The 16,056-nt window shown below is 39.8% G+C and carries 13 protein-coding genes; 11 read left to right on the forward strand and 2 right to left on the reverse strand.

Annotated elements, in window-relative coordinates; translation table 11 throughout:
• Nucleotides 1-14 precede the first annotated feature (14 nt).
• From JFU50_RS11855 to JFU50_RS11905, 11 genes are all read left to right on the forward strand, one after another.
• Entirely contained in the window at nucleotides 15-1,541 is a 1,527-nt protein-coding gene (locus JFU50_RS11855) for a tripartite tricarboxylate transporter permease (protein ID WP_053348639.1), read from the forward strand.
• 79 nt (nucleotides 1,542-1,620) lie between these two features.
• Nucleotides 1,621-3,213, forward strand: coding sequence for an ATP-binding protein (locus JFU50_RS11860; RefSeq protein ID WP_201222684.1), 1,593 nt, complete (start codon nucleotides 1,621-1,623; stop codon nucleotides 3,211-3,213).
• On the forward strand, nucleotides 3,210-3,917 hold the full coding sequence (locus JFU50_RS11865) for a response regulator (protein WP_201222685.1): 708 nt from the start codon (nucleotides 3,210-3,212) through the stop codon (nucleotides 3,915-3,917). Before JFU50_RS11860 ends, JFU50_RS11865 begins: the two co-directional genes overlap by 4 nt.
• A 391-nt stretch (nucleotides 3,918-4,308) precedes the next feature.
• Entirely contained in the window at nucleotides 4,309-5,361 is a 1,053-nt protein-coding gene (locus JFU50_RS11870) for a fatty acid desaturase (protein WP_201222686.1), read from the forward strand.
• A 94-nt stretch (nucleotides 5,362-5,455) separates the two neighbouring features.
• On the forward strand, nucleotides 5,456-6,577 hold the full coding sequence (locus JFU50_RS11875; RefSeq protein WP_201187280.1) for a sensor histidine kinase: 1,122 nt from the start codon (nucleotides 5,456-5,458) through the stop codon (nucleotides 6,575-6,577).
• Nucleotides 6,578-6,589: 12 nt separating this feature from the next.
• The gene (locus tag JFU50_RS11880; RefSeq protein WP_053348644.1) at nucleotides 6,590-7,198 is read left to right on the forward strand and encodes a response regulator transcription factor; all 609 of its coding nucleotides are present in this window, start codon (nucleotides 6,590-6,592) and stop codon (nucleotides 7,196-7,198) included.
• 145 nt (nucleotides 7,199-7,343) lie between these two features.
• Nucleotides 7,344-7,865: a peptide-methionine (S)-S-oxide reductase MsrA gene (msrA, locus tag JFU50_RS11885; RefSeq protein ID WP_201222687.1), complete on the forward strand. Its 522-nt coding sequence runs from the start codon at nucleotides 7,344-7,346 to the stop codon at nucleotides 7,863-7,865.
• A gap of 398 nt (nucleotides 7,866-8,263) precedes the next feature.
• On the forward strand, nucleotides 8,264-8,959 hold the full coding sequence (locus JFU50_RS11890; RefSeq protein ID WP_201222688.1) for a response regulator transcription factor: 696 nt from the start codon (nucleotides 8,264-8,266) through the stop codon (nucleotides 8,957-8,959).
• 47 nt (nucleotides 8,960-9,006) lie between these two features.
• Nucleotides 9,007-10,311: a sensor histidine kinase gene (locus JFU50_RS11895; protein ID WP_201187272.1), complete on the forward strand. Its 1,305-nt coding sequence runs from the start codon at nucleotides 9,007-9,009 to the stop codon at nucleotides 10,309-10,311.
• A 65-nt stretch (nucleotides 10,312-10,376) separates the two neighbouring features.
• Nucleotides 10,377-10,925 carry a PepSY domain-containing protein gene (locus tag JFU50_RS11900; protein ID WP_201222695.1) on the forward strand — a complete coding sequence of 183 codons (549 nt, stop codon included), beginning with the start codon at nucleotides 10,377-10,379 and terminating at the stop codon, nucleotides 10,923-10,925.
• 289 nt (nucleotides 10,926-11,214) lie between these two features.
• Nucleotides 11,215-11,703, forward strand: coding sequence for a tetratricopeptide repeat protein (locus JFU50_RS11905; RefSeq protein ID WP_201222697.1), 489 nt, complete (start codon nucleotides 11,215-11,217; stop codon nucleotides 11,701-11,703).
• Nucleotides 11,704-12,005: 302 nt separating this feature from the next.
• Here JFU50_RS11905 and shc read toward each other — a convergent pair whose 3' ends face one another.
• Together shc and JFU50_RS11915 are read right to left on the reverse strand one after the other, a co-directional pair.
• Nucleotides 12,006-13,904 carry a squalene--hopene cyclase gene (gene shc / locus JFU50_RS11910; RefSeq protein WP_201222699.1) on the reverse strand — a complete coding sequence of 633 codons (1,899 nt, stop codon included), beginning with the start codon at nucleotides 13,902-13,904 and terminating at the stop codon, nucleotides 12,006-12,008.
• 182 nt (nucleotides 13,905-14,086) lie between these two features.
• The gene (locus JFU50_RS11915; protein ID WP_201222700.1) at nucleotides 14,087-15,748 is read right to left on the reverse strand and encodes a M14 family metallopeptidase; all 1,662 of its coding nucleotides are present in this window, start codon (nucleotides 15,746-15,748) and stop codon (nucleotides 14,087-14,089) included.
• Nucleotides 15,749-16,056: the final 308 nt, after the last annotated feature.

The following is a 16,056-nucleotide window of genomic DNA, read 5'->3' on the forward strand; positions in this document are numbered from 1 at the left end:
AAGGAGGATGAGTAATGGGCACTTTTGATTATTTATTACAAGGGTTTGAAACAGCACTTACTTGGTATAATTTGCTTTTTGCTTTTGTTGGAGTATTGATTGGAACGGCAGTTGGTGTTTTGCCAGGGATTGGACCGATGAGCGGTGTGGCCCTTTTAATTCCGGTAACGGCTTCAATTACGGGAGGACTTCCCCCAGAGCAAGCGGCAACAAGCGCCATCATTTTACTTGCAGGTGTCTATTATGGAGCGATGTATGGAGGCTCGACAACTTCTATACTATTAAATACACCTGGGGAATCTTCTTCTGTTGTTACAACATTGGATGGCTATCAAATGGCGAAAAAGGGCAGGGCTGGAAGTGCTTTGTCTATTTCTGCCATCGGTTCCTTTGTTGGAGGGATTGTCACCCTTATCGCTATGATTGCCTTAGCTCAACCATTATCGACGATTGCCATAAAATTTGGTCCAGCTGAGTATTTTTCACTTATGCTTCTAGGACTGGCAGCTGTTAGTGGTTTGGCGGGAAAGTCAGTAACGAAGGCGTTAATTATGACTGTTTGCGGCTTGCTGATTGGGACGATAGGCATTGATAATGTATCAGGGATTGCTCGTTTTACCTTCGACGTTCCCTGGCTATATCAAGGGGTTGAATTCCTGACAATCGCAGTTGGGTTATTCGCCCTTGGAGAAGTGTTCAAGACGATATTGGAAAAAGAAGAGGATGACGGGGAAATCGCTAAGATTAGTAATTTGATTCCTTCCAAAGAAGAATTCAAAGAATCCGCGGGTCCCATTGCCAGGGGATCGCTCTTAGGTTTCTTTGTAGGAATCCTACCAGGTGCAGGGGCAACTCTTGCTTCTTTCTTCTCTTATCTTATGGAAAAACGGATTTCAAAAAAACCTGAGAAATTTGGTACTGGAGCAATTGCAGGAGTAGCAGGGCCTGAGACAGCTAATAACGCAGCTTCTGGTGGAGCGATGATTCCATTATTGACTCTGGGGATTCCAGGTTCCGGTACAACAGCTATCTTAATGGGAGCACTCATGATGTACAATGTTCAACCTGGACCATTATTATTCGAAGATCATCCTCAGGTAGCTTGGGGACTTATCGCCAGTATGTTCATTGGGAATCTGATGCTTCTCATCCTTAATCTTCCGCTCGTTAAGGTTTTTGCAAAAATCATTGAAACGCCTAAGAAGTACTTGATTCCGATCATTATCGCGATTTCCATTTTTGGTGTTTATGCGGTTCAAGTATCCACTTATGATTTATTGCTATTATTAGGGTGCGGGGTCTTGGGGTATTTCTTAAGTAAAAATGATTATCCAATTGCTCCATTGGTACTAGGGTTGGTATTAGGGCCGATGATAGAAAATAATATGCGCAGAGCCTTGACCATATCCGATGGTGATTACAGCTTGTTTTTCACTAGGCCACTTTCACTTACCTTTTTGATTGTAACGGCATTATGGCTGCTCATTCCGGTTTTACTTAAGAAGAGAGGGAAAGATGTCGTCATCAATATAGAAGGTTAATAAATATTTTCTGAATGTTGCAAAAAAACTCCTTTTTTAAAGGGGTTTTTTTTTATATGATGTAAGAAGAGGTGATTGAATGCGTTTACATACTAAGTTGATGCTGGGCATCTGCACGTTAATCATCTTAATAGGTGGAATCTTTGAAGTTATTTTTATAAATATCTTAGAAATTAACCTGAAACAGGAAACAGGGGAAAAAGCATTATCAGTTGCCCAGACTATTTCACTGCTGCCTGAAATTAAACAAGCCTTTCAAACGGATAGCCCTTCCGTGATCATCCAGCCTATTGCGGAAAAAATTCGCAGACAGATCGATGCGGAATTCATTGTAATAGGAGATGAGAATGAAACACGCCTGTCTCACCCTAATCCCAAATTGATTGGGAAGAAAATGGTAGGGGGAGATAACGCCGAGGTTTGGAATGGGAAATCAATCATCACGGAATCAACCGGGACATTGGGCCCTTCCATAAGGGGGAAAGCTCCAATAGAGGATGAGGGAAAAGTCATTGGTGTAGTCTCTGTTGGTTACATGCAGAACGATATTGAAAATGAAGTGTCTAGAATACAAAGAAAGATAGTATGGACCATCTCTTTTATCTTAATAGGTGGTTTACTAATTGCCTTCTTTATTTCATTAAATATAAAAAAGGCCATATTAGGACTTGAGCCCAAGGAGATTGCCTGGATGTTTCAAGAGAAACATGCCATTTTGGAATCCATTCATGAAGGAATTATAGCCATTGATGTCTATGGGAAAATCACTGTTGTCAATGAAACGGCGCATAAATTCCTTCATATTCCTAAAGACGTTGTGCTACGCGGGAGAAAAATTGAAGAGGTCATTACAAATACACATCTGCTTGATGTAGTCAGTACAGCACAGGCCGAATATGATCAGGAATTTATGATAGACGGTGAAATTTTTTTGGCAAGTCGCATTCCAATATTAAATAAACACGGAGAAGTTATCGGTGCTGTTGCGAGTTTAAGAAATAAGTCCGAACTATCGAACCTTCTTCAAGAGCTTTCCCATGTGAAGGCCTATGCAGAGGGGCTAAGGGCTCAGACACATGAATATTCCAATCGGCTTTATACTCTTCTTGGTTTGATTCAACTGGGGTCCTATAAAGAAGCGATAGATTTTATATCGAAGGAAGTAGATGTCACACAAGGGTTCATTCACTTTTTAATGAAGGAAGTACCTGATCCGATTATTGCTGGGTTCATCTTAGGGAAAGTAAGTTTAGCAAGCGAGCTGAAAATTCATTTTACTATTGATAGAGAGAGCAGTTTTAAAGATATTCCGTCCGAAATAGACCGGGATGTGTTAGTGACGATTATCGGTAACCTTATCAATAATGCTTTTGAAGCGGTACGGGAAAACCAAAGGGAGGAAAAAAAGGTTTCGTTGTTCGTAACTGATTTGGGTAAAGAACTGATTATCGAAGTTGAAGATAACGGAAAAGGGATGAATTCAGGTGTTACCGAACAAATTTTTCAGAAAGGTTTTACCACGAAAAACCATCAAACTAATTCAGGGATTGGTCTGAGTCTTGTTCAGGAAGCAATTAATGGTTTAGGAGGATATATCACTTTTTCATCAAAGGAAGGGGAATATACGATCTTTACAGTAGCCATACCAAAAAACAGAGGGGTGATTAAATGAAGGCTATTAGCGAAATAGAAGTTTTAATCGTAGAAGATGACTTACGGATTGCTGAAATACAGAAGCTGTTCATCGAAAAAATTGAAGGGTTTCAAACCATTGGGATAGCGTCAAGTTATGTCGAAGCTAAAAGCTTCATTGAAATCATGCAGCCGGACCTATTGCTGCTCGATATGTATTTTCCGGATATGAATGGGCTCGATATCCTGAAAGAAATCAAGCAGCAAAGCAAACAAATGGATGTCATTATGATTACGGCAACAAAAGAGATTGAAAAAGTCCAGGAAGCCATTAAAATCGGTATATTTGATTATATTATCAAGCCTGTCGTATTTGAACGGTTCAAACAGTCCTTACTCCGATATCAAGAATATTACATTAAATTATCTGAATTAGGAAAGGGCAATTTTCCTGTGACACAGCAACAAGTGGATAAGCTTTTGAGAAAGGAAATGAATGACAAGGAAAGAGAACAGACTTCATTGCCAAAAGGGATTGATAGGATGACTTTGGAGAAGGTGATAGTAGTGTTGGGAAACACATCCCCTGGGTTAACTGCCGAAATAGTGGCGAAGGAAATCGGAGTGAGTAGGACTACGGCAAGGCGTTATCTTGAACACTTGATGTCTGAGGAAAAAATTGAAGCGGATTTAACATACGGCACGGTAGGACGGCCTGAAAGGGTTTATGCCATTAAGATATAAATGGATTCGCCTTGTGGTGAATCTGTTTTTGTGTTTGAGCAATACATAGACTTGCTTTACATATAAGGGAAGTTGTTTTGATTGGGTTGAAAATAGTTAATTGTTTTCCCCCATTTGAGTGGATTTATCAATTTTCGAGGGGTAAAAATGATAAATGAGGAAAAAATACGTGTGAAAAGTGAAAGGATAGACAAGTATATGACGTTTGTCATGCCAGCCAATTGACGTTTATTACTTCAGATGATCGGTGATTATTCCTATACTTAAGAAGAGAAAGATAGTTCGTTAAATTTAACGGGCCAAAGCGTAAATTATAGTTGCTTTAAAATGTAAGCTTACCAATCCATTTAAACACTCCACGTTTCTATATAATATTTATTAGGAGGAAGTTATGAGTAACCATAATCAAAAACAATTGAGAAAAGATATTGCCCCTTTTGAAATGTCCAATACTAAATCAAGTGTGAAACAACTTTTAAATACATTTCCACCCTTTTTTCTATTATGGTTCTTAGCCTATCAGAGCTTATCGATCTCATATTGGCTGACCCTTGCATTTACTGTTCTAGCTTCAGGGTTTGTGGTCAGGATTTTCATTATTTTTCATGATTGCTGTCATCAATCGTTTTTCAAAAGTAGGAAAGCGAATAATATCCTGGGTACAATCAGTGGAATCGTCACATTATTTCCGTATGAACAATGGAAGCATAGTCATTCCATACATCATGCAACAAGCAGTAATTTAAACAAACGCGGTACTGGCGATATTTGGGTCATGACCGTTGATGAATATGTAGCCGCTTCATTCTGGGGACGTCTAGCTTATCGTTTATATAGAAATCCGATCGTCATGTTTGGTTTAGGACCATTTTATCTATTCCTTGTGTCGAATCGTTTGAATACAAAAGGCGCTAGAAAGAAAGAACGTATGAATACGTATTTGACAAATGCTTCTATTTTGGTGATTTATGGTCTTTTATGCTTGGCTATCGGATGGCAGGCATTCTTGATGATCCAAGTACCGCTTCTTTTTGTAACGGGATCACTGGGCATCTGGCTGTTCTATGTACAGCATCAGTTTGAAGATTCTTATTTCGAAGAGGAATCAGAATGGGATTACGTGAAGGCTGCCATTGATGGAAGTTCTTATTATAAGCTTCCAAAGATTTTACAATGGGTAACTGGAAATATCGGTTTCCACCACGTGCATCATCTTAGTCCAAGAGTGCCAAACTATAATCTGGAAAAAGTCCATGATTCCACCCTTCCTTTGCAACAGGCAACAACAATCACTCTTGGTTCAAGCTTAAAATCGCTTCGCTTCCGCCTTTATGATAGCGAAAACAAAACGTTTGTAAGTTTTAAAGAGATTAAGCACCGTCTAAGCGATACAAAATCAAAGGTAGGAATCAATAATAAACGTCCAAGTCTTCAAGAAAAATAAATAGTTTATTAAAAAACCATTCAATTTCCATTGGATGGTTTTTTGATAAAACACCTTAGTATATACTAGGAGAAAAAGAAAAAGAGGCAGCGCCATGCAAAGTTGGTATCATATCTTTCCGAAGAACACAGGGCTAAGCCCTTATGTCTGGATCATTTTTTGTATCCTCCCTTTTTATTTCATTTTCAAATCTTCATCTATGTTGGAGATTGTTTTTGGAATCGTCATGATCATTTTGTTTTTCATTTCATATGGCCTTTCATTCGTTTCAAAGGGATGGCCCGTATACGTTTGGACTGCGATACAAATAGTCATATCCATATCCATGACCATATTTTTCAGCTACATTTACTTTTCACTTTTTTTAGCATTCTTTATTGGGAATGTTCAAAATAAGGTTGGTTTTTTCGTATTATATTCGATTCAGTTATTAGCTACCATCGTGTCCGTCAATATTGGGTTCATCATGAAAGATCCTACCTTCTTTTCGCAATTTCCCTTTATGCTCATTTGTGTAGTAGGCGTGATTCTTCTCCCATTCAACACATATAATCGGAATAAACGGGATAGGCTGGAAGAACAACTGGAAGATGCGCATAAAAGAATATCCGAACTTGGCAAAATGGAAGAACGTCAGCGGATTGCTCGTGATTTACATGATACTCTTGGACAAAAACTTTCTTTGATTGGCTTGAAAAGTGACCTTGCTGGGAAATTGATTGATTTAAACCCGGATTCGGCTAAGAAGGAAATCAAGGATATCCGCCAAACGGCGAGGACGGCACTCAAAGAAGTACGGGAAATGGTGTCGGAAATGCGTGGGGCTAAGCTAAGCGATGAAATAATCCGGGTCAAGCAAATTTTGAAAGCGGCAGAGATAGAATTCAAATTGGAAGGAACCACGGAATTGCAAGATACCCCATTGCTTGTTGAAACGGTTTTAAGCATGTGCTTGAAAGAAGCTGTGACCAATATAGTCAAACATAGCTGTGCCGACTGCTGTAATATCGTTATAGAAGAATTAAAGACAGGAGTGACGATCAAAGTCCAAGATAATGGAGTGGGGCTTTCACACAAATCAGAGTTTTTTAAAGGCAATGGACTTCAAGGAATGAAAGAAAGGCTTGAATTCGTTAACGGCAGCCTAGATATTAAATCAACTGAAGGAACTACACTTTACATTAGGGTTCCGAATGCTATAAAAAATAATGAATAGGTGGGATTAACTTTGATTCGAATCGTTATTGCTGAAGACCAGCGGATGCTGCTTGGTGCGCTAGGTTCTATCCTTGATTTAGAAGAGGATATGGAAGTTGTCGGAAAAGCAAGCAATGGGGAAGAAGCAATGAATCTCGTAAATCGTTTAAAGCCGGATATCTGCATTACGGATATTGAAATGCCCGTTAAAACAGGCCTCGATGTAGCAGAAGAGATTAAGAGTCAGGGCCATCAATGCAAAGTCATCATTTTAACAACTTTTGCACGTCCTGGATATTTTGAAAGAGCCAGAAAGGCAGAAGTAGGTGGATATCTACTGAAGGATAGTCCAAGTGAGGAATTGGCAAACTCAATTAGAGTCATCATGGATGGTCGGCGCATATATGCTCCGGAGCTGGTGGATATGGCTTTTGAAGAAGAAAACCCGTTGACTGAACGAGAGAGTCAAGTGCTCAAATTGATTGCAGATGGTAAGAATACTAAGGAAATTGCCAGCCAACTTTATCTAACTAATGGAACGGTTCGTAATTATATTTCGGTCATTCTCGATAAATTGGATGTAAGCAATCGCGTTGAAGCGATAGTAAGATTCAAGGAAAAGGGTTGGTCAAAAGATTGATTTAGGGTTTGCCAAAGAGGCAGATCCTTTTTGGCACGATGACATGGCGGTTCCGCAAATTATAAAGAATCAAAAAAACATATGGTTGGGGTTAGGATATGATATATTAATTTTTATTCATAAGTATTGGAGGGAGATGACCATTATGCAAAAAGCTACATTTGCTGGAGGCTGTTTTTGGTGCATGGTGACACCATTTGAAGAACAACCTGGCATTGGAGGAATCGTATCCGGTTATACAGGTGGACAATTTGAAAACCCAACTTACGAGGAAGTGAAGACGGGAACTTCGGGCCATTATGAAGTCGTTGAAATTACTTTCGATCCTATGTTATTTCCTTATGAAAGACTGCTGGAATTGTATTGGCAGCAGATTGACCCAACCGATGATGGCGGTCAATTCCATGACAGAGGAAGCCAGTATCGCACGGCTATCTTCTATCATAATGAAACTCAAAAACAATTAGCTATTGAAACTAAGGAACAGGTAGCAGCTAGCGGTAAGTTCAAGAAACCTATAGTAACTGAAATCCTGCAGGCCCAAACCTTTTATCCGGCTGAAGAATATCATCAAGGCTATCATAAGAAGAACAAAGATGAGTACAAAGCGGACCGTGCGAAATCAGGACGCGATGAATTTATTGATCAACATTGGATTGGTAAATAAAAGAACAAAAGAACCGGATGTGTTTTCACATCCGGTTCTTTTTTCAATTTTGACTCTTTCTTCATGTAAGTATATTCGTTGTTAATAAGGGCGATCCAACAGAATTTCTAAAGATTCTTCTTTATCGGTAGTATATGGGACAGTTGGCGCGAAAAAATGACATAGAGCATAAGGCAGTGGATTGCTGGGAATCCGCCCCTATTAATTAAAGCTCTACAGTATCGATAGTTAAGGAACATAAAACAGGGAGGTCACCTCTCTTTAATCTGTAAAGATAGAAGCAGGGCTTTTTTTTCTCTATAGAATTGTTTTTGTCATACGATTTAACGAGAAGGGTTCAATTTCTCATGATATTTTCATTTTTCTTCAGTACACTAAGGGGTAGGTGGTGTTAAATAATGATTAAAAGAATTTTAATTATAGAAGATGAAGAAAAAATCGCGAGGGTCATACAGCTGGAACTGAACCATGAGGGTTATCAAACTGAATCGGCTTTTACCGGAAAAACAGGTCTGGAAAGGGCTGAAGCTGAAGAGTGGGATTTAATCTTATTAGATGTGATGCTACCCGAGTTGAATGGCATAGAAGTACTTAGGCGTTTTAGAAAAAAGAATGGTCACACACCAGTCATCCTCTTAACAGCCAGGGATGCAATACCTGATAAGGTGAACGGCCTGGACCATGGTGCGAATGATTATGTAACAAAACCATTTGAAATAGAAGAACTACTTGCCCGGATTCGTGCTTGTTTTCGGATGAATGTACAGGGGAGCCAATCAGAAGAAAAAGCGGATGACCTTAAGGTCCATGATCTGCAATTGAACCTTGGTACAAGGGACATTCTGAGGCAAGGTAAAAGGATCGAGCTGACTTCCCGCGAGTTCGACTTGCTAGTTTATCTTTTGCAAAATAAAAATCAAGTATTGTCGAGAGACCAAATCCTGACCCATGTATGGGGGTATGATTTTGTAGGGGATACGAATGTGGTTGATGTGTATATTCGTTATTTACGTAAAAAAATTGATTATCCTTTTGATTTGCAGCTCATACATACCTATCGAGGGGTAGGATATAGCTTGAAGGAGCCAGTATGAAGATCCGGACGAAAATCCAATGGTATTCTAGTCTTTTTTTAATCCTCATGCTGGTAGTGCTGAGTATCATCGTTTTAACCGCCTTTCTTTGGATTTCCGTTGAGAGGGAACAGGATATGCTTGAAAATCAGGCTTCGTTAATCGAAGAAAATGTCCAGGCGAAGGATCTATTCTCCGGCAATTCTAGCTTGGTAGAGCCATATACCCCAGACGATGGAATGGTACGAGTATTTAACACCGAAAGACGCTTGGTCAACATATTTACTGATGAAGAGGACCTCCAGGGGCTTATAATAAAATCCGTTAACGAGAAGGGATATGATTTTACCAAAGTCGACGGAGAGTATGTGTTAACCTACCGCTATCCTTATCCGGAAGAAGGTAAGCCGCTTGGAATGATTGAGGTCACCCAGGCACAGGACAGCCTTCTTGATAATTTATCAACACTTGCACTTGTGCTTGCTGGTTCATCCCTTTTTGTCATTCTTTTATCCATTTTTGCTGGCAAGTGGTTGGCAAATCTAATTCTTAAACCAATATCCATCATGAGCGGGACAATGATGGATATTGAGGAAAGTGGAGAATTCAAACGGATTCCGCTATCGGATCAATCAAAGGACGAACTACAGGTAATGGGAGTTTCATTCAACAGGATGATAGAAAGGCTAGAACGGAATTATAACCAACAGCAGCAATTCCTTTCAGACGCTTCACATGAGTTGAAAACACCGATTACGGTTATTGAAAGCTATTCCTCACTATTGAAACGCTGGGGAATGAAGGATGCAGCGATTCAGGAAGAGGCAGTGGAAGCGATCCATCATGAAGCCATCCGGATGAAAAAGTTGACGGAACATCTTCTACAGGCGGCTTCCCAATCGGAACCTTCAGTCGATATGGAGGAAAAAATCGAACTTATTTCATTTTGTGAACAGATTGCCCAAACGTTTAGACGGACTGGGAATCGTGAAATAAATATACAATCCGAGTTTAAGGAAATATATGCAATGATCATTTCCAGTAAGCTTGAACAGGTGTTGGTCATCCTATTGGACAATGCCATGAAATACAGTGAATCGGGTATAAAGATCTTGATTAATCAGCAGGGAAATGAAGTTTTTATTGGAGTGAAAGATCAAGGTGTAGGCATATCACCAGAACATCTGTTACATGTATTTGAACGCTTCTATCGTGTGGATTCATCGAGAGCAAGGAAAACGGGAGGCAATGGACTTGGTCTTTCCATTGCTCGATCAATTGTTGAGTCATTCGGCGGCAAATTGGAAATTCAAAGCGAAGTGGGAGAAGGAACGTCGGTGACGATTATTCTTTCTCATCAAATTCTAATCTAGCGTTCATGTTCGTTTCATGAAGGATTGTTATTCTTAAGGTAACAAATTAAAGGAGGAATTCATTCATGAAAAAGCAGTGGAGCATGATAAAACAAGGTATCATCCAAAAGAAAAAGGTAATAATGACGGTGTCCATAGCCTCTGTATTGCTTTTCGGTGGTGCTGCCGGAACGGCCGTATATGCAGTCAATAAGGGTGCGCTATCTGAAGACGAGGCTGTCAAAATGATTTCAGAAAAACTAGGTGGGGAAGTTACTCAATTTGAAAAAGATTGGGACCAGCCGATGACCTATGAGATGACCGTTAAAACGGAAGAAGGCTATCAAGACGTAGATGTGGATGCTGAAAAAGGAGAGATTCTTTCTCAGGAGATGGAAGACGATGATGATGAGGATATGAGCACTCAAAAAGCGGTGGAAACTGCCAAAATCAGTATGGATCAAGCTGAAAAGATTGCTTTGAAAAAGGTGGATGGCCAAATTACGGATGTAGAGCTGGATTCTGAGAATGGCATCCTTGTATACGAGCTGGAGATAAACCAGGGACAAAAGGAATATGACGTAGTAGTTGATGCTACTACGGGGAAAGTATTAAAAACCGAATTGGATGATTAATCGAATATCAAGACCAAAAGTTGTTTCGAATACGTAACATTTATTGTTAATAACCTTGCTGAAATGATTATCAAAGACTAAAAAGGATTTGCCATGGGGCAGATCCTTTTTTTGTTAGTAATCTAAATACTTACAAAATCCATTAAAAGAATAGTTGTTACAGTATCTGGTCAGTCATATTAGTTTTTTTCTTATAAATGACCAATGGCAATATCCGTTTCGAAATTAAGAAGGAATTAAAGGGTTCCTCCAGAATAAGGGACATAAAGATCTTTATCCAATAGGGGGAATGAGAGTGAAGAATTTAGAAGCGGCGCTATCGTTACGGTGTAAGAAAGAGTTTGAGAAATCAAATCAACTTTTAATGGAACTCGCAAAGAAAAATCCCGAGGATGCTGTAATTCAGTATCAATGTGCCTGGAGTTTGGATATTCTTGGGCTTGAGTCACAGGCTGTGCCCTATTATGAAACAGCGCTCACATTGGGTTTATCAGAGGAGGATGCTAAAGGTGCATATTTAGGGTTGGGGAGTACATATCGTACCATTGGAGAATATGAAAAATCAAAACGAACATTAGAAACAGGGCTGAGCAAGTTTCCTGAGGACAAGGCTTTAATAGTATTTAGAGCAATGGCATTCTATAATTTAGGACATCATAATTTGGCAATGGAATCTTTACTGAAAATTATTGCGGAAACTTCTAAGGATCATGCAATCCAGTCATATGCAAAGGCAATAGAATTCTATAGCGATAAACTTGATACGGTTTGGAAGTGAAAAATAATAAAACAGTGAGGATTCATCCCCAAATTATCCACAAAACCTTAAGAAGACAAGTAATCTAGAGCTTGTGTGCATACTTTCGGACAAATAAGTTGGCAAAATACATAAGAATGAACGTTACTCACAGCAATTGTGGATAATAATTTGTTTATAAAATGCTTCGGGTCAATTTTTTGGCTAATTATATGTGGATAACCTTAAAATGTGGATAACTGTACTTTTATGTGCCACCCTTTTCCACAGGTAATCCACATATTCATCTTTTTATGACGAAAAAAAGCGCCGACACACAGCGCTTAAACATTCATGAACTTATTTCTGTAGTGACTTAAGGCCAATAGCGGATAAATATAGCGATAGCTGTGATAATGGATATACACAAAATTTTCCAGTGCCTGACCTGCAGGATAGTCATTGGTCCAGCTTTCTTTTTGGGCTTCGCGAATGAGATAGGTGATGCCTTTTTCGATTTCGGGTGTCGTTTTTTCAGATGCCGAAATCAACGCATCCACAGCCCAAGCTGTATGGGTCAGGGTGCTGGTCCCGAGAGGCATATAATGTTGCTTGATGTCACTGTAACAAGATTCTCCCCAGCCTCCATCTTTATTTTGAATTTTCTTTAACCAGGCCAAAGCTTTTTGGATAGCTGGGTGATCAGAGGATTGCCCAGCTGCCTTAAGGCCAGTCAGTGCAGACCATGTGCCATATAGGTAGCAAACTCCCCAGCGTCCGTACCAAGATCCGTCGCGCTCCTGGTCTTTCAAGAGCCAATCTACGGCTTTTTTGCTGACTTTCTCAGGTTTCTTCAAATTTGTATAGTTCCCTAAAAATTCAAGTGTTCTTCCTGTTAAATCAGCGGTCGATGGGTCAGTTAGGAGATATTTGGCTCCTTTGAAAGGGGTAAGGTGTAACCATTTATGGTCGTTATTTCTTTCGAATGCAGGAAATCCGCCATCATCATTTTGCATGGAAATCGTGAAGGCGACACCACGCTGCCAGCTGTTCTGATTATCTGGGTTTGTTTGCAATTGACCGGCAAGCGCCCGTAGTGAAGCAGTCGTATCATCTACATCTGGATTCATTGTGTTCAAATCTGAGAAACCCCAGCCACCTGGAACCGCGTAAGGGTTATGAACCAGCCAATCACCATACATATAATGCTGACGGGAAAGTAAGTACTGATTTGCGGCTTTAACAGTTTGATCTTTGGAAGGCAATCCTGCTTCTTGCAAAGCATAGCTGATTAAGGAGGTATTCCAAACATGGGCTGTTGTAAATTGGATATGAGTGTAACCATCAACTGAACAGGCCATTCCCTTCAGACCGGCAACTGCTTTTAGGATCACCGGATCTTTTTTCGAATAGCCGGTTGAGAGAAGTGCAAAGATCATGAAAAAGGTAGAAACAAAATAATTGTAAAGCGTTCCGTCGGGCTCTAGCCGGTCGAGCATATATCTTTTCGTTGACTCTAGCGCCAAGGAATGCAAATAATCTGGATAACCAATTAAGGTTTTGACACCTGTTTGAAGTTTGGAAAAGAAAGAGCGGTATTCGTCCGTTCGATATTCCTCCCACACATATTCTTCAGTACGTTCCTCCCGCGTTTGATATAAATCTTTTAAATTAGGAGCGTTCGAGGACTTAATCTGATACTTTTTATGTCCAAGCAGAAGCATGGGGATCATGTTAACTCTCCCATATACGGAAAAGTCATAAATGCTGATGAAAAAGGTTGGCGGCAGTAATATAACCTCGAGTGGGATCGGGAATAGAGGCGGCCATTTATATTGGCCAGTGACGGTGAGCATCATTTTAGTTAGCGTATTGGCCTGTTTGATTCCGCCGTTAGAAAGAATGAATTGTTTGGCCTTTCTCATATGGGGATCTTGTTTTTTCCGTTGGCCGCTATATAGAAGACCATAGTAAGCTTCAATTGTGACCGAGAGATTGCCTTCCTTTTCATCATGGAAAAGTTTCCAAGAACCGTTTTCTGTTTGTCTGCTTTCAATCCTTTTTACTAAGGCCTCTATAAGTGGAGCATCTTCTATGTCTAAAATTTTTAGTAAAATAATCATATAGGCATCAGCTGTTATCCCAGTGTCAAAGGGATAGTTCCAAGATCCATCTGCTGATTGGTCTTGCTTTAAGCGATAAACAAGTCGGTTAATTTCCAATTGTACATGTTGGTGGTTCAAAGGTGTTCCCCCCTCCTAAACACATTGTCCGTTTATATATATATTCAAAAGTTTTTGCTGCATTCAAGAAAGACGACTGAATGGTGTCAGAAATTCTGCTAATGCTTAAAGATGGAATAAAAAATAAAACGCTTCGGCAAGGAAAGCTGCCAAAGCGTTTTTTAGATAGTAGTGGAGATTTATTATTTAACTGGTAATGCTGATTGTTGCATGTAGCGGTAAATCGGAAGTTCTCCGCCCTTAACAGCGGGAATGAAATTGAATGTCACATAGCTGTCTATGCCCTCAGGTTCGAGTGCGAGGGAAATGAAGTTAGCATCAGGCTGGTCCATGTTAAATACATAGCTTCCTCTCGGGAATTCCTGTTTTTTCGCTGATACATTGGTCGTCACTTCTTTGGTTGTATGTCCGCTTTCAAGTGTAGTGGACACTTTCAAATCCTTTACTTTGTAACTTTCCACAGATAATTTTACAGGTTTTTTTAGTTTTTTCACCTGCACTCCCAATAACTGAAGTTTTTTTGCAATATCTTCATATTCAGGTGGGAGGATATAAGCTGTTGGTCGATCTCTAACAAGGGTAGGGTAGGCATCGGTAGAATCCAGCCAATCGATAGGCGTATCGACCTTTTTGGACTTTGCTAAATCAACTACTGTTAACTTTTGATTTTTTATCAATTTATTTTCGCTGGTGATGACAATTTTATCATGATCATTTGCCTTTCTCCCTTTTTTCACCACTTCATTTTCGGCCTGCTTGACCACCTTTTTTACTGTACTGGCTTGATCAGCTGTCGTTTTAATGAAGGCCGCCTGAGCTGTAGCTTGTGCATAAACACGACGTTTGAAGTCAGTACGACCGATATTGATACCCCTTGTTTCAATTAAATAGGTCATCGTATTTTTCAATCCGAGAGCGTTGCGACCGATGCGGGCTTCTGTGCTTCCTTCAGTAGCGGTAAGAATTCCAGCATCAGAAGTATCAAGTGTATAGTAATCATGATAGGAAAGCTTTTCTTTTTCCAATGTTTTAAAAACATTAGGCAAAAGTAGTTCGTCGGATGCTTTTCGAAGCTGTTCCGGAATATTTAAATTTTTTGCTGAAGAAATGAGCAGATCATAGGAAGCGATGGATCCATTTGCGCCAACCTTCTTAAGGGGAGCGGGGTTCACTGTATATTCATGTACATCAAGAATGACTTCAGGCTCATAATCATTGATGGTTTGATGAATAGTCTGTACCTCAGGATACTCCACTTTTAAATAGTCTCGATTCGCATCCATGTCATTAGAGGTAAACCGTTTAAAATAATAGGAGCCATCTGGATTTACACGTGGAACGATGGCAATGTTCACTTTATCGAGGACATCACCAAGTTTTCCTTCAGCAAGCCATTGGGCAATAACTAATGTAGATTCACCAGAGGCGGGTTCATTGCCATGAATCTGACCTTGAATCCAAATCAACGGTTTCTTAGTATCCTTTTTCAGCTTTTTTGAATCCTTGCTGAAAAGGAGCATCGGGATATCGCGTCCTTCTGTAGATTGACCAATCGTCTTAATTTGGATGTTTTTACTTTTGTGGGATAGTTTTTTGATATAAGCTATCATTTCTTCTTGGCTTGTAAAGGCAATCTTGTCATGTTGAAAGGCAGGAGTATTGAAGGTAACTTTAGGGTCTGGGAAAAGGTAGGAGAGATTTTCTGGCTGAATGTAGCTAGGACCCTTGCCATAATAAGGGGTAAATTCATCTGCCTGAGCCGTGGAGCTTAGGCCGGGCAATCCAGTGATAAGACTAAGAGAGACAACAGAAACAATCGTTGGTATGATCTTTTTCACAGACATCCTCCTAATTAATCTTTTTTCCATAAATTATCACATATAATACTAGAAAAATAGCATAAACTTTGAAAATAGTAAAAAACAGGAAGTATCTACTAGGTTGATAAAGGGCGTTCTATGGCTAGGTGCCCAGAAGTAGTATGTATTCTGCTACTCCTCATAAATCACAATGTAAAACCTAAATCAAAGAAATGAAGACGAAACAACAATAAGAGAGCTCCAGCCGTGAAACAGTAGAGCAGGATCTTGTTTCATCCCGACTGCAATGGCTGATATAACGGATGCTCCAGAGGGGCTGATACAGCTAATCC

Source organism: Peribacillus sp. TH14 (genome assembly GCF_016651145.1).
In the GTDB taxonomy this organism is placed as follows: domain Bacteria; phylum Bacillota; class Bacilli; order Bacillales; family DSM-1321; genus Peribacillus; species Peribacillus butanolivorans.